Below are 23,400 nucleotides of genomic sequence, written 5' to 3' on the forward strand. Positions count from 1 at the left end.
GCTTTTCATGCCGGGGCCGCACATGGCAGCCGGGAGGGGCAGAAGGGAAGGGACAAGGCTTCTGGCAGCATTGCCCCATGGCCAAGAACCGTCAGGCGAGTGGAACCCCGGCGACAGCAGTGCTCACCAAGGCGGGCGTCGAATTCACGGTCCACACCTACGACCACGACCCCTCCGCCGCCTCCTACGGCAAGGAGGCCGCCGACGTCATGGGCGTCGAGCCCGAGCGCGTGTTCAAGACCCTGGTCGCCGACGTCGACGGAGTGCTGACAGTGGCCGTGGTCCCGGTCGCGGGCAGCCTGGACCTGAAGGCCCTGGCCGGCGCCGTCGGCGGCAAGAAAGCGGCGATGGCCGACCCGGCCGCGGTCACCCGCACCACCGGCTACGTGCTCGGCGGCGTGTCGCCGCTGGGCCAGCGCAAGCAGCTCCCGACCGTGATCGACGAGAGCGCGCTGCTGTTCGACACGATGTTCTGCTCCGCGGGCAAGCGCGGGATGGAGATCGAGCTGGCGCCGGACGAGCTGGTGCGCCTCACGGAGGCGGTGCTGGCTCCGATCGGCAAGGAGTAGGCGCGCGGTGACCGCCGCCCCTCAGCTCTCCGCCGCGATCTGATCCAGCGCCGCCTGCAGATCGTCCGGGTACGAGCTCTCGAACTGCACCCACTCCCCCGTCCCCGGGTGTTCGAACCCCAGGCTCACCGCGTGCAGCCACTGCCGTCCCAGCCCCAGGCGCTCGGCCAGCTTCGGGTCGGCTCCGTACTGCAAGTCGCCCACGCAGGGGTGCTTCAGCGCCGCCATGTGCACGCGGATCTGGTGCGTCCGGCCCGTCTCCAGCTTGATCGCCAGCAGGGTCGCCGCGCGGTACGCCTCCAGCGTCTCGTAGTGCGTCACGCTGTCCTTGCCGTCCCTGACCACCGCGAACTTGTAGTCATGGTGCGGGTGGCGGCCGATCGGGGCGTCGACGGTGCCGCGCATCGGGTCGGGGTGGCCCTGGACCAGGGTGTGGTAGCGCTTGTCGACGGTGCGGTCGCGGAAGGCCTGCTTGAGCAGGGTGTAGGCGCGCTCGCTCTTGGCGACGGCCATCAGGCCGCTGGTGCCGACGTCGAGGCGGTGGACGACGCCTTGGCGTTCGGCGGCGCCGGAGGTGGAGATGCGGTAGCCGGCCGCGGCCAGCCCGCCGACGACGGTGGTGCCGAGCCAGCCGGGGCTGGGGTGGGCCGCGACGCCGACCGGCTTGTCGATCACGACGATGTCGTCGTCGTCGTGGACGATGCGCATGCCCTCGACGGCCTCGGCCTTCACCGCCACCGGGTCGGCCGCCGGGGGCAGTTCGATCTCCAGCCAGGCACCGCCGCGGACGCGGTCGGACTTGCCGGCCTCGGCACCGTCCACGCGGACCAGGCCGGCCGCGGCCAGTTCGGCGGCGCGGGTGCGCGACAGGCCGAACATGCGGGCCAGGGCGGCGTCGAGGCGCTCGCCCTCCAGACCGTCCGGGATGGGGAGGCTGCGGAGATCAGACATGGTCCCCATTATCCGGCAGCGCGGGGGCCGCTCGGATCACTCGGCCGGAGCGGAGCCGCCCGAGGGGTTGTCGGAGGACGCGTCGTCGTCCTCGGCCGCCGGCGCCGTGTGCCGCGAGCCGTCCGGCTGCATCCCGAGGAACGACAGCAGCACCATCAAGCACCCGCCGGCCACGATCGCCGAGTCGGCGAGGTTGAACACCGGGAAGTCGTAGTGCACCAGCGGGAAGGTCGGGAACTGGAGGAAGTCCACGACGTGCCCGCGGAACAGCCCGGGCTCGCGGAAGATCCGGTCCGAGAGGTTGCCCAGCGCGCCGCCGAGCAGCAGCCCCAGCGCACAGGCCCAGGGCAGAGAGCGCAGGTTGCGCGAGACCCGCAGGATCACGAACACCACGGCGCCCGCGATGATGGTGAACACCCAGGTCTGGCCCTCGCCGATGGAGAACGCGGCCCCGGAGTTGCGGATCAGGGTCAGGTTCAGGAACCCGCCGGGCACGTGGATCGGGTCGCGGTCGGTCAGGTGCTGGACCACCAGCATCTTGCTGATCACGTCGATGGCCAGGGCCAGCGCCGCGACCGCGATCAGCACCGGGAGGCGGCGCGGCTTGCGGGACACCGGCACGTCCGGGCCCGTGCCCGCGCCGGAACCCGAGTCCTGGCTCACGGCGTCGGACGGCTCCGAGGCGGAAGGCTCTGCACCGGACGACAACTCCGAACCAGAGGCCTCCGAACCCGACGGCTCCGCACCGGGCCGCTCCGACCCGCCGTCCACCGCATCGTCCACAGCCGGGGCATCGGCCGCCGCGGCGGCCTCGACAACTTCAGAAGTCACAACGCTCTCAGTGTTCTCTACAGTCGCGGGGGGCTCACCGTGCTCACGGTTCCCACGCTCGCCGGCAGCGCCCGCGCCTGCGCGCGACGTGGCCGCGTTCCCGGCCGTCTCTGAATCGGTACGCACTTCTGAAGCCACGCGCACACCCTACATTCGGCGGGAAGCGGTCCGGTGTGGATCACCGGGAACCGGCGTGGATCTTCACCGGCGGCGGCCGCGTGGGCGGCCGCCCGCTGTCGGACCCAGGCGGACCCGGGCCCGATTCCCACCTCGTCCCACCTCGGCCACCTCGGCCCACCTCGGCCGCGTGCGCGAGGCGCGCCGGGCACCGCTCCCGGTGCCGGTCAGGCCAGGACGTGCCGGTCAGCTCCGCTCAGCGCCGGTCAGCACTGCTCGGCACTGCTCGGCGCCGGCCGGCACCGCTCAGCGCCGCTCCTGCCGCTGCTTGCAGCTCATGCACAGCGTGGCCCGCGGGAACGCCTGGAGCCGGTACTTGCCGACCGGCTCGCCGCACGACTCGCACACGCCGTACGTCCCGGCCGCCAGCCGGGCCAGCGCCCGCTCGGTCTGCTGGAGCATCTCGCGCGCGTTGTTCGCTATCGCCATCTCGTGCTCGCGCTCGAAGTTCTTGGTCCCGGCGTCGGCCTGGTCGTCGCCGGCGCCCTCGCCGGAGTCGCGCAGCAGGTCGGCGATGCCGGTCTCGGCGGTGGTGATCTCCCGGTGCAGCCGGGCGGCGTCGCCCTCCAGTTCGGCCTGGAGCTCGGCGACCTCCTCGGCGGTCCACGGGTCCTCGTTCGCGCGGTACGGCGGCAGCCCGCCCACACCGGCCGTGACCGGCTCCGTCACCTCTGCGACCGTCATCGGAGTCTCCTTGTTCGTCCCGGTAACAGCAGCGGCCGGCCCGCTCGCCGACCGCCTCGCCTCACCGGCGCCCGGCCGGCGGTTGGGCGGGGAGGCCGTGGCCCCCGTCGCGGCCCGAGTCGGCTTGGGCACCGCTTTGCCGGCCGCCGCGCCCTTCTTCGGCGCGGTCTTCGCCGCGCTGGTCGCGGCGTGCGTGGCCCCCGTGGCCGTCTCTGATGCCTTCGTCCTACTCGTCGTCACGGCCGTCATCCTCGCTCTCTGACGTGGCGGCAGTTCACTCGAACCGTGCGTGGCTGCACATCACAGCCAAACCGTCCGCCCCCTACTCACACGCGTCGTGTAGCGTGCCCGCGCCGGGCCCCCGCTAATCACGCTTCGTGAGGGGAGAAACGTCCCAACCCGCCCACCAGTTCCCGTCGAACACATGCGCACCGAACATTCACTCATTCGGGCTAACACCGGTCGGCCGGGGCGGCCGGGGGGACGTCCTCGCAGGTCCGCCCGTCAGCCGAGCAGCTCCCGCACCGCCTCGCGGACCGCGTCCGGAGCGTCCGTGGAAACCCCTACGACCTTGTCCCTCGAAGTGGCGCCCGTGATCAACACCACTGAGCGTCGCGGCATTCCCAAGGCGTCCGCGAGCGCCCGTAGCGCCGCCTCGGTCGCCGCGCCGTCCACCGCCTTGGCGCTCACGGCCACAATCAGGGCCGTTTCACCGTGCCGCCCGCCAACCCGGGTGCGCGAGCTCCCGGGCTTGACGCGGATGGGAATCCGGAGCTCCTCCACACCGCCTACAATGGCACGAGTACCCGAGCGGGCAGCGACGGGACGAGTAGCGCGGACAGCGAGCGACGAGCGATCCGGGGACGGTGTGAGCCCGGAGGCGGACCCCGCGTGAAAATCACCCCCGAGCCGCCGGAGGAAAGGGCCGCCAGGCCCCGGTAGAACCGGCCGGGTGCGCAATGGAGTGGACATGCCGCTGACCACGGCGTGTCAAGGAGGGTGGTACCGCGGTACCGGCACTTGGGAACCCAGTGTCAGTGTCGTCCCTTCGTCGGCCATGGAACGCGACGAGGGAAGGTACCGCGCAATGACCCCAGCCCGGCGGGGGCCGTACCGCCCCGTGAGCGCCCAGCTCGATCTCCCGGCGATGGACGCCGAGATCATCGACTTCTGGCGCGGTGCCGAGATCTTCGCCAAGTCCCTCACCGCCACCGAGGGCGCGCCGCACTGGACCTTCTACGAGGGCCCGCCGACCGCCAACGGCCGCCCCGGCACCCACCACGTCGAGGCCCGCGTCTTCAAGGACGTCTTCCCGCGCTTCAAGACCATGCAGGGCCACCGGGTGGACCGCAAGGCCGGCTGGGACTGCCACGGGCTGCCGGTGGAGCTGGCGGTGGAGGCCGAGCTGGGCTTCACCAGCAAGCAGGACATCGAGGCCTACGGCATCGCCGAGTTCAACGCCAAGTGCCGCGAGTCGGTGCGGCGCCACGTCGACCAGTTCGAGAAGCTCACCGAGCGGATGGGCTACTGGGTCAACACCGACGAGGCCTACTGGACCATGAACCCGGCCTACGTGGAGTCGGTGTGGTGGTCGTTGAAGCAGATCTTCGACAAGGGCCTGCTGGTGCGGAGCCACCGGGTGGCCCCGTACTGCCCGCGCTGCGGCACCGGCCTGTCCGACCACGAGCTGGCGCAGGGCTACGAGACGGTCGTCGACCCCTCGGTCTACGTCCGCTTCCCGCTGACCTCCGGGCCGCTGGCCGGGACCGCCGCACTGCTGGTCTGGACCACCACGCCCTGGACCCTGGTGTCCAACACCGCGGTCGCGGTGCACCCGGACGTCGCCTATGTGGTGGCCTCCGACGGCACCGAGCGCGTCGTGGTCGCCGAGCCGCTGGTCGGCAAGGCCCTCGGCGAGGGCTGGAGCCCGACCGGGGAGTCCTTCCGGGGCGCCGAGCTGGAGCGCTGGACCTACGAGCGGCCGTTCCAGCTCGTCGAGGTCCCGGACGCGCACTACGTGGTGCTGGCCGACTACGTCACGACGGAGGACGGCACCGGCCTTGTCCACCAGGCGCCGGCCTTCGGTGCCGACGACCTGGCCACCTGCCAGAAGTACGGCCTGCCGGTGGTGAACCCGGTCCGCGGCGACGGCACCTTCGAGGAGTCGGTGCCGATGGTCGGCGGCCTCTTCTTCAAGAAGGCCGACGAGGTCCTGGTCGCCGACCTGCGCGAGCGCGGGGTGCTGTTCAAGCACCTGGAGTACGAGCACAGCTACCCGCACTGCTGGCGCTGCCACACCGCGCTGCTCTACTACGCGCAGCCGGCCTGGTACATCCGCACCACCGCGGTCAAGGACGCGATGATGCGGGAGAACGACGCCACCGACTGGTTCCCGGACAACGTCAAGTACGGCCGGTTCGGCGACTGGCTGAACAACAACATCGACTGGTCGCTGTCCCGCAAGCGCTACTGGGGCACGCCGCTGCCGCTGTGGGTCTGCGAGGACGACCACGTGACCGCGGTCGGGTCGCTGGCCGAGCTCGGCGCGCTGTCCGGGCAGGACGTGTCGAACCTGGACCCGCACCGGCCGTTCGTGGACGACGTCACGCTGCCCTGCCCGCACTGCGCCAAGACCGCGACCCGCGTGCCGGAGGTCATCGACGGCTGGTACGACTCCGGCTCGATGCCGTTCGCGCAGCACGGCTACCCGTACGCGGAGGGCTCGAAGGAGAAGTTCGAGCAGGCCTACCCGGCGGACTTCATCGCCGAGGCCATCGACCAGACCCGCGGCTGGTTCTACTCGCTGCTGGCCGTCGGCACGCTGGTGTTCGACCGGTCGTCGTACCGGAACGTGCTCTGCCTGGGCCACATCCTGGCTGAGGACGGCCGCAAGATGTCCAAGCACCTGGGCAACATCCTGGAGCCGATCCCGCTGATGGACCAGCACGGCGCGGACGCCGTGCGCTGGTTCATGCTGGCCGGCGGCTCGCCGTGGTCGGCGCGCCGGGTCGGGCACGCCACCATCCAGGAAGTAGTCCGCAAGACCCTGCTGACGTACTGGAACACGGTCGCGTTCCAGGCCCTGTACGGGCGCACCGGCGGCTGGGCGCCGTCCGAGGCGGATCCGAGGCCGGCCGAGCGCCCGGCACTGGACCGGTGGGTGCTCTCCGAGGTCAACGTCCTGGTCCGCGAGGTCACGGCGGCGATGGACGAGTTCGACACGCTCAAGGTCGGCAAGCTGCTGTCGGCGTTCGTGGACGACCTGTCCAACTGGTACGTCCGCCGCGCGCGCCGCCGCTTCTGGAACGCCGACCCGGCGGCCCTGGCCACCCTGCACGAGGCGCTGGAGACGGTGACCAAGCTGATGGCGCCGATGGTGCCGTTCATCACCGAGCGGGTGTGGCAGGACATGGTGCGCCCGGTGGACGACGGCGCGCCGGAGTCGGTGCACCTGGCGGCCTGGCCGACGGTCGACGAGGCACAGGTGGACGCCGAGCTGGCCGAGCAGATGGCGCTCACCCGCCGCCTGGTCGAGCTCGGCCGGGCCACCCGCGCGGACTCCGGTGTGAAGACCCGGCAGCCGCTGTCCCGCGCGCTGGTCGGCGCGCCGGGCTGGGGCGCGCTGCCGGAGGAGCTGCGCGCGCAGCTGCTTGAGGAGCTGAACGTGGTGGCGACCTCCCCGCTGGCCGACGCCGGCGGGGACCTGATCGACTACAGCGCCAAGGGCAACTACCGGGCGCTGGGCGCGCGGTTCGCGAAGCGGACTCCGCTGGTGGCGAACGCGATCGCGGCGGCGGACGCGGCGGCGCTGGCCACCGCGCTGCGGTCGGCCGGCACGGCGACGGTACTGGTCGAGGGCGAGGAGGTGACGGTGGCCCCCGAGGAGGTGATCGTGACCGAGACGCCCCGCGAGGGCTGGGCGGTGGCCACCGCCGGCGGCGAGACCATCGCCCTGGACCTGCACGTCACGCCGGAGCTGCGGCGCGCCGGGCTGGCCCGGGACGTCGTGCGCTTCCTCCAGGAGACGCGCAAGGCGACCGGCCTGGACGTGGCCGACCGCATCACCCTGACGTGGTCGGCGCTGGACGGCTCGGAGGCCGGGGCGCAGACCGCGGAGGCGGTGCGGGAGCACGCGGCGATGATCGCCGACGAGGTGCTGGCGGTGGAGTTCGCCGAGGGTGCGGTGCCGGTGGAGGGCGATCCGTTGGAGTTGAAGGAGCTTCAAGCCGCGATCGCGGGTGACGAGGATCTGGGGCTGAGGTTCCGGATCGCGAAGGCTGCCGGGTGAGGCGGGAGGCAGGTCGGGGGCGCTGAGCCCCGTCAAGGCCCCGGTTCCGCTTTCGGGCGGAGCCGGGGCCTTGGTGTCGGGTCAGGTCTCGGACTCGGAGCAGGCTGATCGGATCTTTGCCGGCTGGTCCTTCAGCCCGTCAGCCGACGATCGGGATGTCCCGGATCAGGATGACGCCGCCGATGTTCACGGCCTGCGTCCAGTAGAAGTTGAAGGTGGTGCCGGTCTTCGGCGCGTCGATCACCATGACCCCGTTCATGGGATCATCCGGTTGCAGGTACGGCGACGAGCCGGGGTTCTTGAGCGTCCAGTCCTTGTCGAAGTCCTCGAAGTTCATGTTCGCGCCGTTCTCGTCGAGCGCGGCGCTGCCGCCGAACAGGCCCGTGAGCAGGGAGACCTGCTGACCGCTGTGGTTGGCGGCGGACATCGTGACGTCGAGCTTGCCCCCGTTGCGCTTCGCCAGCAGCTTGATGACCAGGGCGTGGTCGGCGGGCTGGCCCTTGGGCCACAGGACCGTGACCGTCTGGTCGGGTCCGACGCTCTGATCCACCGCCTCGGCGTCCGCCAGCTGGCCGGTGGGCTGCCAGTGCCCGGTGGCGGTCGAGGTGGGGCCGGCCGCCGACGAGCTCTGCGCGGCGGACGCGGTGGTGGCCGAGTCGGTCGAGCCGGTCGCGGTCGCGGACCCGCTCGATCCGGTCGCGGTCGCGGTCCCGGTCCCGGTCGCGGTCCCGGTCCCGGAACTCGTCGCGGGACTGGTCACGGACCCCGTCGCACTGCCCGTCGGAATTCCGCCGCTGGCTCCAATCGTGCCGGAACTCGTCGAACAACCGGCCGTCGCGACAGCCACGGCCGCAACAGCGCATATAAGTGTCATATTCCGCATTCGCCGGGATAACCTCGGCCCCCCGCTGGATTCCATGCCGCAGATTGTGCCGTCAGAGTGCTTACTCGGCAAAGCCTTGTAACAGCCGGTCTGTCGTGTTGCCACGCTCAGCGACCATGTGACACGTTTACCCAATGGATCGCTGTGCCGTCCTGGTCGACGCCGGATACGTGCTCGCCGCCGCCGCGAACGTGGTGAGCGGCGACCCGGGCCGGCCGGGCATCGACGTCGACTACCCGGGCCTCGTGGCCGCCCTGACCGAGCGCGCCGCGGCCGAGACCGGTCTGCCGGTGCTGCGCGTCTACTGGTACGACGCCGCCCCGGCGACCGGACCGACCCGGGAGCAACGGGCGCTGCGGGTGCTGGACGGCGTGAAGCTGCGCCTGGGCAAGCTGGTCCGGCGCGACGACGGCAAGTTCGAGCAGAAGGGCGTCGACACCTTCCTGCACGCCGACCTCACCGGCCTGGCCCGCAAGCGCGCCGTCGCCGACGTGGTGCTGGTCAGCGGCGACGAGGACCTGCTGCACGCGGTGGAGGAGGCCCAGGAGTACGGCACCCGGATCCACCTGTGGGGCGCGGCGTCGGACTACAACCAGTCGCTGGAGCTGATCGCCGCCGTCGACAAGTCCATGCTGCTCAGCGAGGAGTGGCTCAAGCCCTACGTCTGGGTGAAGCCCCCGCCGATGCCGGCCGGCGACACCGAGTGCGGGCCGGCCAAGACCGAGGGCGGCGCCCACCACCACGACGACGACCACGACGGCGACCACACCAAGCCGCACAAGGCGTTCCCGTCGCCGCTGGACATGCCGCAGCGGCTGCTGCACCCGACCGAGAGCCCGAAGACGCCGCTGGCCAACAGCCGCTTCCCGAAGCTGTGGCAGGTGACCTCACCGACCCAGCGCTTCCTGGACGCGGAGGAGAACAAGAGCATGGGCCGGGCCGAGCCGATCGACGTCGGCCGGGCCTACGTGAAGCGCTGGATGGCCCGCGCCACCGAAGCCGAGCGGCGACGCCTCACCGACTGGACCGCGACCTGGACCTGGGTACCCCACGACCTGGACCCGGACCTGCTGCGCTTCGCCAACGACCTGGGCATCGACACCTGGGAGGCGGAGCTGGAGCCGATCAAGCACGAGCTGCGGGCCGGGTTCCTGGACGGGCTGAAGAAGTGGCGGGAGCAGCACGAGAAGGCGGGGCCGGGCGGGGGTGGGCCGGGTAGCGGCGGGCCGGGTAGCAGCTCGGTCGCCAGTGCGAACGCGGCCAATGGGGCCGACCCAACCCACTCGGCCCACGCGGGCGCCGAGCCGTCCGACGCGGCACCGCAGACCGCGGCTCCCCCGGCGGCCCACGACGCGCTGCCGAACGCAGCGGCCCCGCACGCACCCGCCCTGCACGCGCCGGCTCCACAAACGCCGACTCCGCCTGCTCCAAGCGCTCCAGCCCCAGGTGCTCCGACCTCAAGCAACCCGGTCCCGAGCGCTCCAGTTCCAGGCGCCCCAGCCCCGACCGCCCCGGTCCCGGGTCCCCCCGCCCCCGGCCCGCAGGCCTCCGCGCCGCACGTCCCAGCCCCCCAGGTCCCGGCCCCGCACACGCCCGCTACCGAGGCCGGTCCCCCAGAATCGCAGCCCGCTCCATCACCCGGCGCCGCGGGAAGTAGTCACTGACCGCGTAGTGCTGCACCGCCCGGTTGTCCCAGAACGCGATCGATCCCGCCGCCCATTTGAACCGCACCTGGTACTCGGGCACCGCCGCCTGCTTGAACAGCAGCTTCAGCAGCTCCTCGCTCTCGTCCTCGGGCAGGCCGAGGATGTGCGTGGTGAAGATGGCGTTCACGAACAAGGTGCGGCGGCCGGTCCGCGGATGGGTCCGCACCACCGGGTGCTCGACCGCCGGGTACTTCTCCTGCATCTCCTTCAGCTTCTCCGGGTCCATGCCGATGCCGAAGGGCAGCGTGAAGTCGTGTACTGCGACGCTGTCGTCGATGCGTTCCTTGACCTGCTTGGGCAGGCAGTCGTAGGCGGCGGCCATGTCGGCGAAGCAGGTGTCGCCGCCCGCGGCCGGGACCTCGACGGCCCGCAGCACCGAGCCCAGCGCCGGACGCTCGCGCCAGGTGACGTCGGTGTGCCAGACGTTCTCGACGCCGACGTTGTCCGCGCCCTTCTCGAAGCGCACGATTTCGGGCACCTCGCCCTGCGGCAGGAAGGGGTGAATCTCCAATTCGCCCCACAGTTTCGCGAAATCGCGGTGCTGCGCGCCGGTGATGTGCTGATCGCGGAAAAACAGAACTTTGAATTCGAGCAGAGCGCGATCGAGTTCGGCGAACACCTCCGGCGTGACCGGATCCCGAAGATCGATGTCTGATATCTCGGCGCCGATGAGGTGGGTGCTGGGAGTGACGGTGAACAGCTCGTAGGCGCACGGTTGTTCGCCCTCGGGCAGGCGGCGCAGACGGTGCCGGGGCCCGGCGTTGAGATCACGGCCGGTGAGCAGTTCTTCGAGGGTGGCGTAGACGGCCATGGGCTCACTCCTTCGGGTGGCGTCCAGGAGCCCTGATATCAGAGTCCGAATGCTGGAGCCTTCGGGGCGGTCAAGCGCGACAATCCCGGGGTCGTAGTCGGGTACCGAAGTGGTAGGCGACGGCCGAGGTTAACGCGGTTGCGTTAAATGGGGAAGGGACACCGAGGCCCCTTCCCAGCACGTCACGGCACGAGCGTCCGGAGCCACTCCACCGCCGCGCCGCTGAACGCGCGCTGGAACGGCCTGAGGGTCGGCAGACCGGGCGGCGGGGGCTGCGTACTGGCGTGCGACAGCATCCCCGAGATGCAGGCGACGAAGCCCGCCAGCGCTTCGGGGTCGGCGGCGGCGAGCAGCGGATGTTCGGTGACGATCCGCGCCACCTCAGGCCCGGCGTGCATCCAGACGCTCGGCACGAACAGCGCCAGATCGAGCCAGTCCGCACCGACGGAGGCCCACGGCCAGTCGACGAAGTACACCGCGCCGTCCGAGCCCATCAGGATGTTGTCAGCACGGACGTCCAGGTTGAGCAGGGTGTTTCCGGTGCATAGGCCCGGGCCCTTCGCCTCCAGCTCCATAAGGGTGTCGATGCGTTCCAGCGCCCACGCGTCGAGCGGGCCGGCGGGCGCGCGGACGTCGGACGTGGCGTTCTCGTCAGCGGCCCGAGAATCGGCCCGCAAGTCGACCCGCAAGCCAGCCCACAAATCGGCCCACCCGTGGACGCCGGACAGCCGCTCGGCCACCGACGGCACCTCGATCGGGGGCGGCGTCAGGGCCCCGGCCAGGTCGGCGAGCGCCGCCACGACGCGGCGGAGCTGGTCCGGGTCGGCCCAGGCCGGGTCGGGGTTGCGGCCGTCGATCTCCTCGAAGACCAGCACCACCCAGCCGTCCTCGTCCAGGGTGCCGAGCAGCTTCGGCACCGGAGCGTGGGCCGGCATCCGCGCGGTGTACTCGGCCTCGCGGCGGTGCATGCCCGGGGAGTCGGGGTTGGTGTCGACGCCGACCGCCTTCACGAAGGCGCGGTGCCCGGTCGACGTCCGGATCCGGACCGCGGGTCCCGGCGAGAAGCCGCCGTGCTGCGTCACGGCCTCGACCACCTCGCCGCCGCCGGCGATCCGCGCGACCGCGGCGCGCAGGCGGGGCGGGATCGCGGTCCAGGGCGCGCGGACGCCTTGCGCGGGCGGTACGGGGGTTGTGGGGCCGGCGCTGGCGGCCGGGGTGTCCCCAGTATCAGCCACGGTGTCCCCGGTACCAGCCATGGTGTCCCCGGTATCAGCCACGGTGTCCCCGGTATCAGCCGTGGTGTCCGCCATGTCGGTCATCCACCCATGATCCTGGAGCTGTCGGCCCGACCGCAAAGACATTTCCTCTTCCGCACCACGAAAGAGCCGGTCAACGCCCCGCCGGTGGTCGGCGACGGAGTCCGGCACCGTTACCCTGTGAGGCGTGCTGACCGTCTCCACCGTCAATGTCAACGGCATCCGCGCCGCCGCCGCCAAGGGCTTCACCGAGTGGCTCGCCGCCACTCCCGCCGACGTGGTGTGCCTCCAGGAAGTGCGCGCCGAGCCCGAGCAGTTCCCCGGCCACCTGCGCGCCCCCGACGGCTGGCACACCCTCATCGCCCCGGCCAGCACCAAAGGCCGCGCCGGCGTGGCCGTCTTCAGCCGGATCGCCCCCACCGCGACCCGCATCGGCTTCGACGCCCCCGAATTCGCCGCCTCCGGCCGCTACGCCGAGATCGACCTGCCCAACGTCACCATCGCCAGCCTCTACCTCCCCGCCGGCGAAGCGGGCACGGACCGCCAGTCCGAAAAGGAGCGCTTCATGACGGCGTTCCACGCCCACCTCCAGCGCCTCCACGCCCGAGCCGCCACCACCGGCCGCGAGGTCCTCATCTGCGGCGACTGGAACATCGCGCACCGTGAAGCCGACATCAAGAACTGGAAGGCGAACCAGAAGAACTCCGGCTTCCTCCCCGAAGAACGCCAATGGCTGTCCACGCTGCTGGACGACACCGGCTACGTGGACGTCGTCCGCACCCTCCACCCGAACATCGAGGGCCCGTACTCCTGGTGGTCCTTCCGCGGCAAGGCGTTCGACAACGACAGCGGCTGGCGGATCGACTACCACATGGCGACCCCGGACCTGGCGGCGCGCGCCACGTCGGCGGTGACGGAGCGCGCGGCGACGTATGCGGAGCGGTGGTCGGATCACGCGCCGGTGACGTGTGTGTTCGACTGGGACATCGCGGCGGTACCGGCTCCGCGCGGCCCGATTGTGGACGTAAGCACTGGCGTGGCAGCAAACTGAGCTGCAGGTGGTGAAGTAGGCCGCGTTCGACGCTTACAAGGAATTACCTATCGACGAGCGCGGCGTGCTGTTCACCAATTCAATACCTTGGCCGATCTCGTGGCGCGCAACGCCTAGCAGGACACGCACAGCCCTGTAACAGCCCTGTAGACGACGTGCGTCGGCTGGTCGCGGGCGGCGGCAGCGCACCCGGTCGGGCAACCCCTAATCCGTGGACTGCACCGAACGTGGAAAGCTACCCTTTTATTTGCTAAGGGTTTTGTTCTCCATCGGCCGGGCTGCGCGGGGGACGCACGCCGCTCGGGCACATCGCTCTCCTCACCAAGAATGGAGCGCAAGCTCAGCCATGAGCGAGAACACTGTGAAGGGCGCAGTGATCACCATCATCATCACGGTGGCGACAGCCGGTACCGCGCCGTGGTGGTGGCAGGCCCTGACCGGTTCGGATTCCTCGTCGCCGCCCACCACGTACGTCGGCAGCCAGTACACCCCGGCGGAGAACCACGGGTACACGCCGGACAATCCCGCGCCGTCGCCAGAGCCGCAATCGGAGCCGCAGTCGCAGCCGAAGGTCTCGCAGCCTTCGCCCCGGCGGGTGATCACCACCTCCACGTCTCCGGCGTCCAGGCCGAAAGTGAGCATGCCTTCCCCGCCGGTCAGGTCGCTGCCGGAGGTGAACACGCCGCCCGCCGTCTCGAACACGTTGCTGCCGGCCGCTTTCGTGGGCACGTGGGCCGGTAGCGCGACGATCGCGGGGTCCACCGCGTTGGTGCGCGTACAGGTCACGTTCCAGGGCGGCAGCCAGGGCGACGTCGTCGGCAACTGGGCGTTCAGCAACCCCGACGGCAGCGGTTGTACGGGCACGTACCGCTTCGACGGGATGCAGGCCAGCGGCGTGGCCGACCTCTGGGAGACGGTCGGTTATGGAAACTGCCAGAGCGGGCCGGACGAGATGGGCCTGACCAGCATGAACCTCGCCAACTGGTTCTCCTTCAACCCGGCCACCCGCGCGCTGGTCAATCGCGGGACGCTGCAACGCATGTGAGGCGCACACCCGGACCCCTTCCGGCGGCAGCCCGGCGCGTGCGTATCAAAGCTCTGATGTCATGCTCCGCATCGGGAATTCGACCCCGTATCAGCCCTCGATGACCTTCGGCTACGCTGGCCCGCACGACCGAGGCGAAGGGGAGGCCGGCGTGGACGAGAGCACTGCGGGGCTGGGGGACGATCCGCTCGCGCCGGGGTGGGTGCCGCCGGAGATCGACACCACCAAGGCCCACCCCGCGCGCATCTACGACTGCCTGCTGGGCGGCAAGGACCACTTCGACGTGGACCGCCAGGCCGCCGAGGTCGTGATCAAGGCCCTGCCGGGCGCGCGCGACATGGTCCGGGAGAACCGCGCGTTCCTCGGCCGCGCGGTCCGCCACCTCGCCGAGAGCGGCATCACGCAGTTCCTGGACGTCGGCACCGGCATTCCCGGGCCCGGCAACACCGGCGACGTCGCCCGCGCGGTCCACCCCGACGCCCGCGTCGTCTACGTCGACTACGACCCGGTGGTGGCCGTCCACTCCCGCGCCCTGCTCGCCGGCGCCGACCCCGCCCTGACCGCCATCGTCGTGGCCGACGTCCGCGACCCGCTGTCCATCCTCCACCACCCGGCCGTCCACGAAGTCCTCGACTTCGACCAGCCGATAGCCGTCCTCATGGTCGCCCTCCTGCACTTCATCAAACCGGAGGAGGACGCCCACGGCATAGTCACGACCTTCCGCACCGCCCTGCCCCCCGGCAGCGCCGTGGTGATCTCCCACGGCACCGACGGCGGCGACCCCGAAACCTCCGCCGAAGCCCGCAAAGGCTGGGACAACGCCACCTCGCAGTTCACCGTCCGCGACCGCACGGACATCACCGCCCTGTTCGACGGCCTCGACCTCATCCCCCCGGGCGTCGTCAACGTGCCGCTGTGGCGACCGGACGGCCCGGCCCGCGAGGACTGGGCCGCCATCTGGTTCGACGGCGGGGTGGGGTTGAAGCGGTAGGGGACGATCGGGTTCATCAACCCCTGCCCCACCCGGACACCGCCGACACCGGCCCCCGGCGAAGGAATACTCGTATCAGAGCACTGTATCGGCGGGCCGTCTGGCTGCCTACGCTCGGAGCATGGACCTGACGTCGGTGGTGACACCCGGTGCGCAGTCGTTGGTCACGAGCATCCTGACCGACTCGTGGAAACAAGTGCTTCCGGCGTTGTCGCGGTTGTGGGCGCGGCATCGGTCGGGGAGTCCTGGTGTCGTGCTGGAGGAGGTGGGCGCCGAGCTCGATCTTGCCAGGGAGCAGGCGATCTCGATCACGGGTGACGGTTCGGAGTCCGAGCGGGCGAGGCGGATGGAATTGTTCTGGGCGGGCTACCTGGCCGGGCAGCTCGCGGCGCGTCCTGAACTGGCCGGTGTGGTCCAGGAGCTGCCGGCGTTGCTCGGTGCCGCGGCGACCGCGGCGCCCACCGCGGGCGCGGCCGCGGTCGCGGTGGACACCAAATCAGTCAGCGGAACCGTGCGTGGCAACGTGATCCAGACCGGGGACGTCTCCGGAGGAATCAACGTCGGTCGGTAGGCGACCACCGGGCAGATCTTCCTCTCTCAGCTTTTCCGCACCGCGCCGACCACCTGGCTGATGAAGTGGCCGCTGTGGCGCCGGTAGTACGTGAAGTCGTACCTCGCCGCGCACTCCCTGTCGTCCACGGTCCATTCGGCCGGGTCGAGGAGGTCGCGCAGGTCCGTCACCCATCTCGCGGTCGGTGTGAAATTGGCGGTGAAGTGGTGCGGGCTGGCGAGGACGAGCAGGCCGGCCGGCTTGACCAGGCGTCCGACCTCGGACACCAGCTCCCGGGGGTCCTCGACCCGGTCCACGACGTTCAGGCAGGTGACCACGTCGAAGTGCTCCTGGGGACGCGGCACCCCCGCCGCCGTCGTGTTGTGGATGCTCAGGAACGGGGTCACCACGGGAAGCCGGTCGCGGTCGAGCTTCCGGTAGCCGGGACGTCCCGAGTCGGCCGGCTCCGGGACCCAGCCGTCGAAGGTCTCGTGGAGCAGCAGCCGCGCGGCCCACTGGCAGAACCGGGACGACGGCTCGACCAGCATCCGCTCGGTCGCGTCCGGGAAGCGGGCGGCGAGTTCGTGGGTCATGCGGCCGGTGCTGCCTCCGACGTCGCAGAGCGCCGCGGCGTCGATGGCCAGGCCGCGCACCCAGCGTTCGACGACTTCGCCGAGCTGACGGTAGAAGGACCCCGGGCCGCTCTCCGACACGGAGCGGGCTTGACGCGGCTCGATCCCGGCGCCGGTCCCGTCGGCGGGGAACAGCAGGTCCCACCATTCCGCGTGCAGGTAGGTCGCGACGTACTCATCGGTCGCGTACCGCGTTGCCGAGGCTGTGGAGACATCCATTTCGCGTCGTCCTTCCTAGTAGGCGAGGAGGTTCTTGATGTGGTCGGCCAGCGCGTCGCCGGTGACCGTTTCCTGCACGTGGTCCCGGAGGTCCCGCACCGTCACGACGTCGTTCTCCAGCTCGCGCTCGCCCGCGATGATCGCGGCGCGGATCCCCTGCGACGAGGCGTACGCGATCTGGTCGCGCAGCGCGGCAGGCTCCAGATACACCTCGGTCGGGATCTTGGCGGCGCGCAGCGTACGGGCCAGGCCGAGGTAGTCCTTCATGAACTGGTGCCGGTTCTGAGTGGTGACCAGGGCGGCGGTCGGCGTGCTGGCGCCGACCGCGAGATGGCCGGCCTGGACGAGCAGGTCGACGAGGCGGGTCAGGCCGATGCTGACGCCCACGCCGGGATAGGAACGGGTGGTGAAGTAGGAGGCGAGGTCGTCGTAGCGTCCGCCGGAGCACACACTCCCCCAGGCCTCGTTGCCGACGATGAACGTCTCGTAGACCGTGCCGGTGTAGTAGTCCAGGCCCCTGGCGATGGAGAAGTCGATCCGGAGGCGCTCGCTCGGCAGTCCCAGTTGCAGGGCACTGTCCACCACGAGTTCGAGCTCGTCGACACCGCGAGTCACGGCACCCACGTGGCGCAGCAGCCGGCGCGCCTCGGCGAGGTCTCCGGTGCCCAGCAGCTCCACGGTCGCCTCGACGAGGTCGTGCGGGACGGTAAGCTCGGTCATCGCCGACCGGACCGCCTCAAGGCCGTCGCGTCCGCTCCGGTCGACGCAGCGCAGGGCTTCGGCGACCAGGTCCGGCGGCAGGGCCCGGCTCCCCAGCAGGTCGCCCAGGATCTTCCGGTTGGAGATCCTGATCTCGAAGCCCGGGATCTCGACCGCGTCGAAGACCGCGGCGATGACCGCGAGGATCTCCGCGTCGTGCACCAGGTCCAGGGCCGACCTGCCGACGATGTCGATGTCGCACTGGGTGAACTCGCGGAACCGTCCCCGCTGGGCCCGTTCGCCGCGCCACACCTTCTGGATCTGGTAGCGGCGGAAGGGGAAGGCCAGCTCCTCGGCATGCTGGACCACGTAGCGGGCGAGGGGCACGGTCAGGTCGAAGTGCAGCCCCAGGACGGCGTCCTCGCCGTCGTCGTCGCTCGGGCGCCCCACGGTGAACACCTGGTGCCGGATGCCGCCCTTGGCCGTGAGGACCGACATCCGCTCGACGGCGGGCGTCTCGATGGAGGTGAAGCCGTAGAGCTCGTACTGGTTGCGGATGGCGTCGATCAGTCTCAGTTCGGCCAGGCGCATGGCGGGCGTCCACTCGGGGAAGCCGGAGACCGCGGAAGCCTTGACGAGGGGCATCAGAGTGCCTTTCCTTCGAAATCGAAATCCTTGTCGGTGCCGGAGGTGCCGGAGGCCCCGAACGTGTCAGAGGTGCCAGAGGTGCCAGAGGCCCCGACCGCGGCGACGTCGGGACCGGCCGCGACCAGCCCGTGGATCAAGGCACTGATCCGTCCGTCCCGCACGAGCCGCCAGGCCGAGCGGATGTCGGCGTCCAGCGGACGGTCGTCCACGAGCGGCCGGATCACGGCGCGGAGCATCCCGTACACCGCGGCCGTCCCGGCGCCGAGCTGCCGAGGAACGGCGCCCAAGCCCCCGTTCGCGGCGGCCGCGGCGAACTCGCCGCGCACGCCGCGATGCGCGTCCCAGACCTCGCGCCACGACCGGGACCCCTGGTGGCCCGCCTCCGGCCCGGTCAGCGGCGGGATCGCCATCCCGACCCGCCAGTCGATCGCCTGCGCCGCCGTCATCAGCTCGATCGCGACCACGGCCTGGGCGTTGGCCAGCATCCGCAGGGCCTTGCGGCCGGCGATGTTCGCCATCGACACGTGGTCCTCGGTGTTGGCCGAGGTGGGAATCGAGTCCACGGACGCCGGGTGCCCCAGCACCTTGTTCTCCGAGACCAGGCTCGCGGCCGCGTACTGGGCGATCATCAGCCCGCAGTTGAGGCCCGGCAGGGCCACCAGGTTCGGAGGCAGGTTGCGGTTGTGGTGCGAGTCCAGAAGCATCTGCGTCCGGCGTTCGGCCACGTCGGCCAGCTCCGCCACGGCGATGCCCAGGAAATCGGCGGCCAGCGCGACGGGCTGGCCGTGGAAGTTGCCGGCCGAGAACGCCGCCCGGCTCACCTTCCCCGCCGGCGGCCGGTTCGCCTCGAAGGCCCGGTCCCACGGCGCGGCCAGATCGGGGAAGAGAAGCGGGTTGTCGGTGGACGCGTTGATCTCGATCCGCGCGACGTCCCGGCCGTACCGGATCGCCTGCCGGCTGGCCCCGTGAACCTGCGGGGCGCAGCGCACCGAGTAGACGTCCTGGACCTCGCCGGAGCCGTCGATCTGCCGGCTGCCCCGGATCAGGGCCCGGATGTTCGCCGCGCTGGCGATCTGCGCCGGGTGCGGCCGGGCTTCATGGATCGCGGGGTCGAACGCGCGAGCGCTGCCGCAGATCGCTTCCAGCGTCAGCGCCACGGCCGCGTCCGCGGCGTCCGCCAGCAGCTCCGCGTCGTGGACCGCGAGCGCGAGCATCGCCGCCGACACCGCCGCCCCGTTGGTGAGCGCGAGCCCGGTCTTCGGACCGATGAGCCGGTCCGCGTCCACCGGCCGGCCCAGCACGGCGGCCAGGTCGCCGGCCGGCCTGATCGCCGGGGCGGCCGCGGTGAGATCGGCAGGCTCGACGACCTCGTAGAAGCTGCCGTTCCCCAGCAGCACGCCGAACAGGTGCGCGAGCGGGGCCAGGTCACCGCTGGAACCGACCGAACCGCGCAACGGCACCAGCGGTATGACGCCGCGGTTCAGCATCGCCGTCAGGACGTCGACCAGTTCCGGGCTGACGCCCGAGTTGCCGCGCAGGAAGGTGTTGACGCGAAGCATCTGCGTGGCACGGACGATCTCCGCGCTGTAGTAATTGGCCATCGCCGCCTCGTCGGGCGACTCGCCCACTCCGGTCGCGTGGCTGAGCAGCAGGTTGACCTGAAGCTGGTGCAGATCCTCCGGCGCGACCGGGATGGCCTTGAACTCGCCGAAGCCGGTCGTGATCCCGTAGTCCTGCGCGGGCTGCTCCGCCTCCGGTTCGGCGAGCGCCGCCGAATAGTCCGCGACGACCGCTTCCACCAGCTCGAAGGCCCGCTGGACCCGGGCCATGGCCTCGGGATCGCACTCCACCCGGATCCGGGGATCGCGGGCGACAGTCACCACCTGCTCTATGGTGAGGTCCCCGCCGTTCATGATGACGCGTCGGGCTGCCCGGTTGTCGGCCGCCATCGCCCGCCCCCCTCCTGACGGTCGGGCCGAGGATCGCTCGGCCCGACGGCACCGTGTTCGAGTGCCGAGCCCAGCAAACCGGTCGACGGGGGTGGTACGGAAACGTCCGGCCGCGCAGTGTCGTACAACCTCGCACAGCCAGGACCGGGTCACGCCGGTTCGGGATCGGCCGGTCCTTGGGCGTCGAGCAGCGCGGAGGTTGCCAAGGTGGCGGGGTGCCGCTCGCCGAGGACGCGCCGCCGCCGGTCGAGCACGTCCCGCAGGACGCTGCGAGCCTCGGAGCGCAGGTGACCGCCGAGCAGGGCGATCGCGAGCTGGTGCCGGGTGAGCAGGGTCCGGGGATGGTCGTCGCCCAGGACCCGGTCGCTGACCGCCGCCAGCTCCCTCAGCTCCGACAGCGCCTCCGGGTCGCCCTGGTCGTGCCTGGTGATCGCCAGGTATTGCCGGGCCACCAGGGTCGCCGGGTGCTCGGCGCCGAGGGTGCGGACGCGCTCGGCGAAGACGGCCCTGAGCATCGGCTCGGCCTCCCCGGCGCGCCCCGTGGCCCGCAGCAGGTCCGCGAGGTTGTTCTGACTCGTCAGGGTGTCGTGGTGGTGCTCGCCCAGGACGAGCCGTCGTGTTCCGAGCGTCGCGGCGAACAGGTCGGCGGCCTCGGCGACCTGGCCGCTGTCCCGCAGTGCCCTGGCCAGATAGTGCTGGGTCGTGAGGGTGTCCGGGTGCCGGGGGCCCAGAATGCGGGACCGGAGTTCGAGCACCTCGCGGAAGCCGGCCTCGGCCTCGGACAGGCGGCCCAGGGCGCTTCGCACCCGGCACAGGTCGTGATCGAGTTCGAGGACGGCGGGGTGCTCGGCGCCGAAGGCCGCGCGGGCCTGGCCCAGTGCGGACGCGTAAACCGCCTCGGACTGCCCGAGGTTGCCCGAAGCGCGAAGGTACCGGGCCGCGAGGGTGACCGGGCGCAGGATGACTTCGGGGGCGAGGTCCGTGGCCGGGCCCTGCGACACGAGGTCCAGTGGTCCCCGGCAGTGTCCTGTGATCACCTGCCACTGCGGCCAGCACTCGGGATTGCGCGGGTCGAGCCGGGCGGTGAGGCGACCGAGCAGCGCCGTCGACAGCGCGAGCTGGTCGGACAGGTTCCGGCTCAGGTCGTCATGCGCGCGACAGGCGTCCCGCACCAGGGGATGCACCGTTATCCGGTTCGCTTGCCACGCGGCCGGACCGGAGGGTATCCCGCGCTCCAGGGTCACCAGGTCCAGTTCGGCGAGCGCCTGCATCGTGTCCCAGAGCCGCCGGTCGGTCAGCCGGGGAAAGAGCGGTGAGGCGGCCATCGTCTCGGTGTCCAGCAGCGACTCGTACGGCAGCGGGCCGGGTCCGAAGCAGGACAGCAGCCGGAGCAGCGCCGGGGCCAGGACGACGCCGCGCGCGGTCAGCAGGTCGAGCGAGAGGCCCAGGGTCTGTTCCACGTACGGCCGTGACTTCCAATGCTCCGGGCCGCCGTTCATGTCCGCTCCGTCCTCATGGTCACAGGTGTCGAGGGCATGTTCGTACTCGGCGAAGGTTCTCGGGGCCCTCGGTCCGGGGAACCGGGGGATCTTGGCCGCTTCGGCCAGGTAGCCGCCGGCCATGCGCAGCGCCAGGGTCAGGTGTCCGAGCCGGCGGGCCAGCCCGACCGCTTCGTCGGACGTCCCGGCCCGGGGCCCGGCCAGGTCCAGCAGCAGCCGGGCGCTGGTGGTGTCGTCGAGCGTGGCGACCTTGGTGAGCGCGAGCCAGGGGCTGCGACTGGCGCCCCAGGCGGCGCGGCTGCCGTCCCGCGTGGTCACCAGGACCGCGCCCAGCGGGCTGTCCACGGGGCGGATCCAGCCCACGCCGTCGGTGATCGCCCGCCCGCAGCCGAGATCGCGGCGCGGGTCGTCGGCGTTGTCGATGACGAGCAGCCAGCGGCGGCGATAGCTGTTCAGCAGCCTCCAGAGGATCTCCGGCGAACTACCGAGCCGCAGCTGCTCCCGCGAGGCACCCAGGTCCTCGGCGACGGCCATCATGCCGGCGGCGAGGGAATCCGGGCCGTCGACGGTGATCCACCACATGCGGACGTCCTTGGCGGCCGCCCGACGGCAGATGGCCAGGGCGAGGGCGCTCTTGCCGCAGCCGGCGATCCCGTGGAGGACGGTGACGCTGGGCTGGAAGCGGTTCGACGTCCGGTCCAGCATCTTCCCGAGCAGGTCCAACAGCGCACGGCGGCCGTAGAGCTTCGGCTCCTGCGTCAGCCGTTCGAGGGGCGCCCTGGTCGTCGGCTCGGTACGAACCGTCAATACCGCCGCGGGCGCCGGACGATCCCTCCTCGCCGCGGCCCTGCGGGCGGCCGACCTGTGAGCGGCTTCTGCTCGTCGCAGGCGGAGCAGCGTCTCCGTCCAGGCGGTGCGCTCGGCCGGGTCGAAGATCCCGCAGGCGTGCAGGATCTTGGCCATGTTGGGCGATTTCGCAGGCGGGAGGTGCGTGCCGGCGAAGTATCCGCCCAGCGTGCCGGTCGAGATGCCGGTCGCCTCGGCGATGTCGCGGACGGTCAGTCGGGCGCGGTCTTTCAGCTCGGTGAGGACCACACCGAAGTCGGCTCGGTTCCTCACCGCGGAGGGATCCGGATCAGACATGTGCCGGTATCAGCCTCCCTTTCTCAGCCGAGTGTTGATCAGCCGTCCGACAGCGGGGTCGACGACCGGCTCGCCGGACACCGGCAGCAGCTTCCGGGCGAGCTCCGGCACGTAGAGATCCACCGCCGCCTCGACGAGATCAGTGGACTTGGCCACCGCGCTCCGTGCCCGTCCCACCCCCCAGGACCAGCTGAGGAGCGCCAGCAGGACGAGCGGCCACCACGCGAGGGCCAGCAGCGCGTAGAGCACCGCCCAGGCTCCCCAGGCCACGGCGTCCTGCCACTCCAGGGCGGCGGCCCGCAGATCGGCGCGGCTCGGTTCCGGAAGGACCAGCCACAACCGGGGCCACGCGGCTGCCAGGTCCAGGTCGTACTCGCCGCGGATTCTTGTTTCCAGCGCGACCGATCGGTCGCCCATCCAGGTCGGTGATCGCGGACGGGCCAACGCGATGCGGTTGCGGTCGGCGGCGTGACCAGTACCGCAGGGTTCGTGTTCGTGGTCGACCGCGAGCTTGTGAGCCTTCTCCCAGCGTGTGCGGCGTCGCTCCAGCAGCGGACTCAGCAGCCGACGGAACCTGCGACCGAGCCAGAGGTCGGCGACGAACGAGGCCACCAGACGGTGTGCCACCGTCGACGCCCCGACGCCGGTGGTCACCGCCGCCGCGAGGACGAACCACCGGTCCGCGATGCCCGGTCGCGGCCATTGCCAGATCGGGTGCCGGAGCCCGAGCGCGTACACAGCTGCCACTGCCCAGACGGTGACGGCCGGAGTCAGGACCTCCCGCCACCCGAGGCCGCGGTCCCGCGTGTAGCCCCACA

At 71.2% G+C, this 23,400-nt stretch carries 20 protein-coding genes and 1 pseudogene; 8 read left to right on the top strand and 13 right to left on the bottom strand.

All coding sequences use genetic code 11. From position 1 onward, the window contains the following. Positions 1 to 77 precede the first annotated feature (77 nt). Positions 78 to 569: a Cys-tRNA(Pro) deacylase gene (gene ybaK / locus ABD481_RS23320; RefSeq protein WP_344667862.1), complete on the top strand. Its 492-nt coding sequence runs from the start codon at positions 78 to 80 to the stop codon at positions 567 to 569. Positions 570 to 590: 21 nt separating this feature from the next. Here ybaK and ABD481_RS23325 read toward each other — a convergent pair whose 3' ends face one another. From ABD481_RS23325 to ABD481_RS23335, 3 genes are all read right to left on the bottom strand, one after another. Beyond that, positions 591 to 1,529: an RluA family pseudouridine synthase gene (locus ABD481_RS23325; RefSeq protein ID WP_344667863.1), complete on the bottom strand. Its 939-nt coding sequence runs from the start codon at positions 1,527 to 1,529 to the stop codon at positions 591 to 593. A 27-nt stretch (positions 1,530 to 1,556) separates the two neighbouring features. Continuing rightward, complete coding sequence (gene lspA, locus ABD481_RS23330; RefSeq protein WP_425559261.1) at positions 1,557 to 2,351, bottom strand: signal peptidase II; 795 nt, start codon at positions 2,349 to 2,351, stop codon at positions 1,557 to 1,559. Between the two features lie 423 nt (positions 2,352 to 2,774). Next, the gene (locus ABD481_RS23335) at positions 2,775 to 3,212 is read right to left on the bottom strand and encodes a TraR/DksA family transcriptional regulator (RefSeq protein ID WP_344667864.1); all 438 of its coding nucleotides are present in this window, start codon (positions 3,210 to 3,212) and stop codon (positions 2,775 to 2,777) included. A 10-nt stretch (positions 3,213 to 3,222) separates the two neighbouring features. On the opposite strand from ABD481_RS23335, the gene ABD481_RS23340 reads away from it, so the two are divergent. Continuing rightward, on the top strand, positions 3,223 to 3,474 hold the full coding sequence (locus tag ABD481_RS23340) for a hypothetical protein (protein WP_344667865.1): 252 nt from the start codon (positions 3,223 to 3,225) through the stop codon (positions 3,472 to 3,474). A gap of 242 nt (positions 3,475 to 3,716) precedes the next feature. On the opposite strand, the gene ABD481_RS23345 is transcribed toward ABD481_RS23340, so the two are convergent. Continuing rightward, positions 3,717 to 3,995, bottom strand: a complete 279-nt coding sequence (locus ABD481_RS23345; protein WP_344667866.1) for a DUF167 domain-containing protein — start codon at positions 3,993 to 3,995, stop codon at positions 3,717 to 3,719. Positions 3,996 to 4,299: 304 nt separating this feature from the next. Here ABD481_RS23345 and ileS point away from each other — a divergent pair, with 304 nt between their 5' ends. Then, the gene (ileS, locus tag ABD481_RS23350; RefSeq protein WP_344667867.1) at positions 4,300 to 7,500 is read left to right on the top strand and encodes an isoleucine--tRNA ligase; all 3,201 of its coding nucleotides are present in this window, start codon (positions 4,300 to 4,302) and stop codon (positions 7,498 to 7,500) included. Between the two features lie 139 nt (positions 7,501 to 7,639). On the opposite strand, the gene ABD481_RS23355 is transcribed toward ileS, so the two are convergent. Then, positions 7,640 to 8,260: a hypothetical protein gene (locus ABD481_RS23355; protein WP_344667868.1), complete on the bottom strand. Its 621-nt coding sequence runs from the start codon at positions 8,258 to 8,260 to the stop codon at positions 7,640 to 7,642. A gap of 257 nt (positions 8,261 to 8,517) precedes the next feature. Here ABD481_RS23355 and ABD481_RS23360 point away from each other — a divergent pair, with 257 nt between their 5' ends. Then, on the top strand, positions 8,518 to 10,047 hold the full coding sequence (locus ABD481_RS23360) for an NYN domain-containing protein (RefSeq protein ID WP_344667869.1): 1,530 nt from the start codon (positions 8,518 to 8,520) through the stop codon (positions 10,045 to 10,047). Here ABD481_RS23360 and ABD481_RS23365 read toward each other — a convergent pair. Then, positions 9,980 to 10,900: a TauD/TfdA dioxygenase family protein gene (locus tag ABD481_RS23365; RefSeq protein WP_344667870.1), complete on the bottom strand. Its 921-nt coding sequence runs from the start codon at positions 10,898 to 10,900 to the stop codon at positions 9,980 to 9,982. The genes ABD481_RS23360 and ABD481_RS23365 overlap by 68 nt on opposite strands. 182 nt (positions 10,901 to 11,082) lie before the next feature. Next, complete coding sequence (locus tag ABD481_RS23370; RefSeq protein ID WP_344667871.1) at positions 11,083 to 12,219, bottom strand: phosphotransferase; 1,137 nt, start codon at positions 12,217 to 12,219, stop codon at positions 11,083 to 11,085. A gap of 124 nt (positions 12,220 to 12,343) precedes the next feature. Between ABD481_RS23370 and ABD481_RS23375 the strand changes: the two genes are divergently transcribed. Then, positions 12,344 to 13,207 carry an exodeoxyribonuclease III gene (locus tag ABD481_RS23375; RefSeq protein ID WP_344667872.1) on the top strand — a complete coding sequence of 288 codons (864 nt, stop codon included), beginning with the start codon at positions 12,344 to 12,346 and terminating at the stop codon, positions 13,205 to 13,207. 318 nt (positions 13,208 to 13,525) lie between these two features. Here ABD481_RS23375 and ABD481_RS23380 read toward each other — a convergent pair whose 3' ends face one another. Further along, positions 13,526 to 13,969: a hypothetical protein gene (locus ABD481_RS23380; RefSeq protein WP_344667873.1), complete on the bottom strand. Its 444-nt coding sequence runs from the start codon at positions 13,967 to 13,969 to the stop codon at positions 13,526 to 13,528. A 7-nt stretch (positions 13,970 to 13,976) separates the two neighbouring features. Here ABD481_RS23380 and ABD481_RS23385 point away from each other — a divergent pair, with 7 nt between their 5' ends. From ABD481_RS23385 to ABD481_RS23395, 3 genes are all read left to right on the top strand, one after another. Continuing rightward, positions 13,977 to 14,252 (top strand): hypothetical protein, encoded by a 276-nt coding sequence (locus ABD481_RS23385; RefSeq protein ID WP_344667874.1) that lies wholly within the window; start codon positions 13,977 to 13,979, stop codon positions 14,250 to 14,252. A gap of 151 nt (positions 14,253 to 14,403) precedes the next feature. Continuing rightward, positions 14,404 to 15,243 (top strand): SAM-dependent methyltransferase, encoded by an 840-nt coding sequence (locus tag ABD481_RS23390; RefSeq protein WP_344667875.1) that lies wholly within the window; start codon positions 14,404 to 14,406, stop codon positions 15,241 to 15,243. 121 nt (positions 15,244 to 15,364) lie between these two features. Then, the gene (locus ABD481_RS23395) at positions 15,365 to 15,814 is read left to right on the top strand and encodes a hypothetical protein (RefSeq protein ID WP_344667876.1); all 450 of its coding nucleotides are present in this window, start codon (positions 15,365 to 15,367) and stop codon (positions 15,812 to 15,814) included. Positions 15,815 to 15,840: 26 nt separating this feature from the next. Here ABD481_RS23395 and ABD481_RS23400 read toward each other — a convergent pair whose 3' ends face one another. The 5 genes and pseudogenes from ABD481_RS23400 to ABD481_RS23420 all read right to left on the bottom strand — a co-directional run bounded on the left by ABD481_RS23400 (position 15,841) and on the right by ABD481_RS23420 (position 23,329). Beyond that, complete coding sequence (locus ABD481_RS23400) at positions 15,841 to 16,644, bottom strand: class I SAM-dependent methyltransferase (protein WP_344667877.1); 804 nt, start codon at positions 16,642 to 16,644, stop codon at positions 15,841 to 15,843. A gap of 15 nt (positions 16,645 to 16,659) precedes the next feature. Then, on the bottom strand, positions 16,660 to 17,988 hold the full coding sequence (gene hisS / locus ABD481_RS23405) for a histidine--tRNA ligase (RefSeq protein WP_344667878.1): 1,329 nt from the start codon (positions 17,986 to 17,988) through the stop codon (positions 16,660 to 16,662). A 413-nt stretch (positions 17,989 to 18,401) separates the two neighbouring features. Continuing rightward, a pseudogene (locus tag ABD481_RS23410) lies at positions 18,402 to 19,940 on the bottom strand (HAL/PAL/TAL family ammonia-lyase); the annotation flags it as partial. A 149-nt stretch (positions 19,941 to 20,089) separates the two neighbouring features. Further along, complete coding sequence (locus ABD481_RS23415; RefSeq protein ID WP_344667880.1) at positions 20,090 to 22,558, bottom strand: tetratricopeptide repeat protein; 2,469 nt, start codon at positions 22,556 to 22,558, stop codon at positions 20,090 to 20,092. A gap of 33 nt (positions 22,559 to 22,591) precedes the next feature. Continuing rightward, positions 22,592 to 23,329 (bottom strand): hypothetical protein, encoded by a 738-nt coding sequence (locus ABD481_RS23420; protein ID WP_344667881.1) that lies wholly within the window; start codon positions 23,327 to 23,329, stop codon positions 22,592 to 22,594. Positions 23,330 to 23,400 lie beyond the last annotated feature (71 nt).

It is taken from the genome of Catenulispora yoronensis (assembly GCF_039531695.1).
In the GTDB taxonomy this organism is placed as follows: domain Bacteria; phylum Actinomycetota; class Actinomycetes; order Streptomycetales; family Catenulisporaceae; genus Catenulispora; species Catenulispora yoronensis.

Bases quoted from the DNA above. Each gene is read 5' to 3' on its own strand.
- ABD481_RS23335 (WP_344667864.1), bottom strand. From the start codon at position 3,212: ATGACGGTCGCAGAGGTGACGGAGCCGGTCACGGCCGGTGTGGGCGGG.
- ABD481_RS23400 (WP_344667877.1), bottom strand. From the start codon at position 16,644: ATGGATGTCTCCACAGCCTCGGCAACGCGGTACGCGACCGATGAGTAC.
- ABD481_RS23395 (WP_344667876.1), top strand. From the start codon at position 15,365: ATGGACCTGACGTCGGTGGTGACACCCGGTGCGCAGTCGTTGGTCACG.
- ABD481_RS23370 (WP_344667871.1), bottom strand. From the start codon at position 12,219: ATGACCGACATGGCGGACACCACGGCTGATACCGGGGACACCGTGGCT.
- ABD481_RS23365 (WP_344667870.1), bottom strand. From the start codon at position 10,900: ATGGCCGTCTACGCCACCCTCGAAGAACTGCTCACCGGCCGTGATCTC.
- hisS (WP_344667878.1), bottom strand. From the start codon at position 17,988: ATGCCCCTCGTCAAGGCTTCCGCGGTCTCCGGCTTCCCCGAGTGGACG.
- ABD481_RS23325 (WP_344667863.1), bottom strand. From the start codon at position 1,529: ATGGGGACCATGTCTGATCTCCGCAGCCTCCCCATCCCGGACGGTCTG.
- ybaK (WP_344667862.1), top strand. From the start codon at position 78: ATGGCCAAGAACCGTCAGGCGAGTGGAACCCCGGCGACAGCAGTGCTC.
- ileS (WP_344667867.1), top strand. From the start codon at position 4,300: ATGACCCCAGCCCGGCGGGGGCCGTACCGCCCCGTGAGCGCCCAGCTC.
- ABD481_RS23360 (WP_344667869.1), top strand. From the start codon at position 8,518: ATGGATCGCTGTGCCGTCCTGGTCGACGCCGGATACGTGCTCGCCGCC.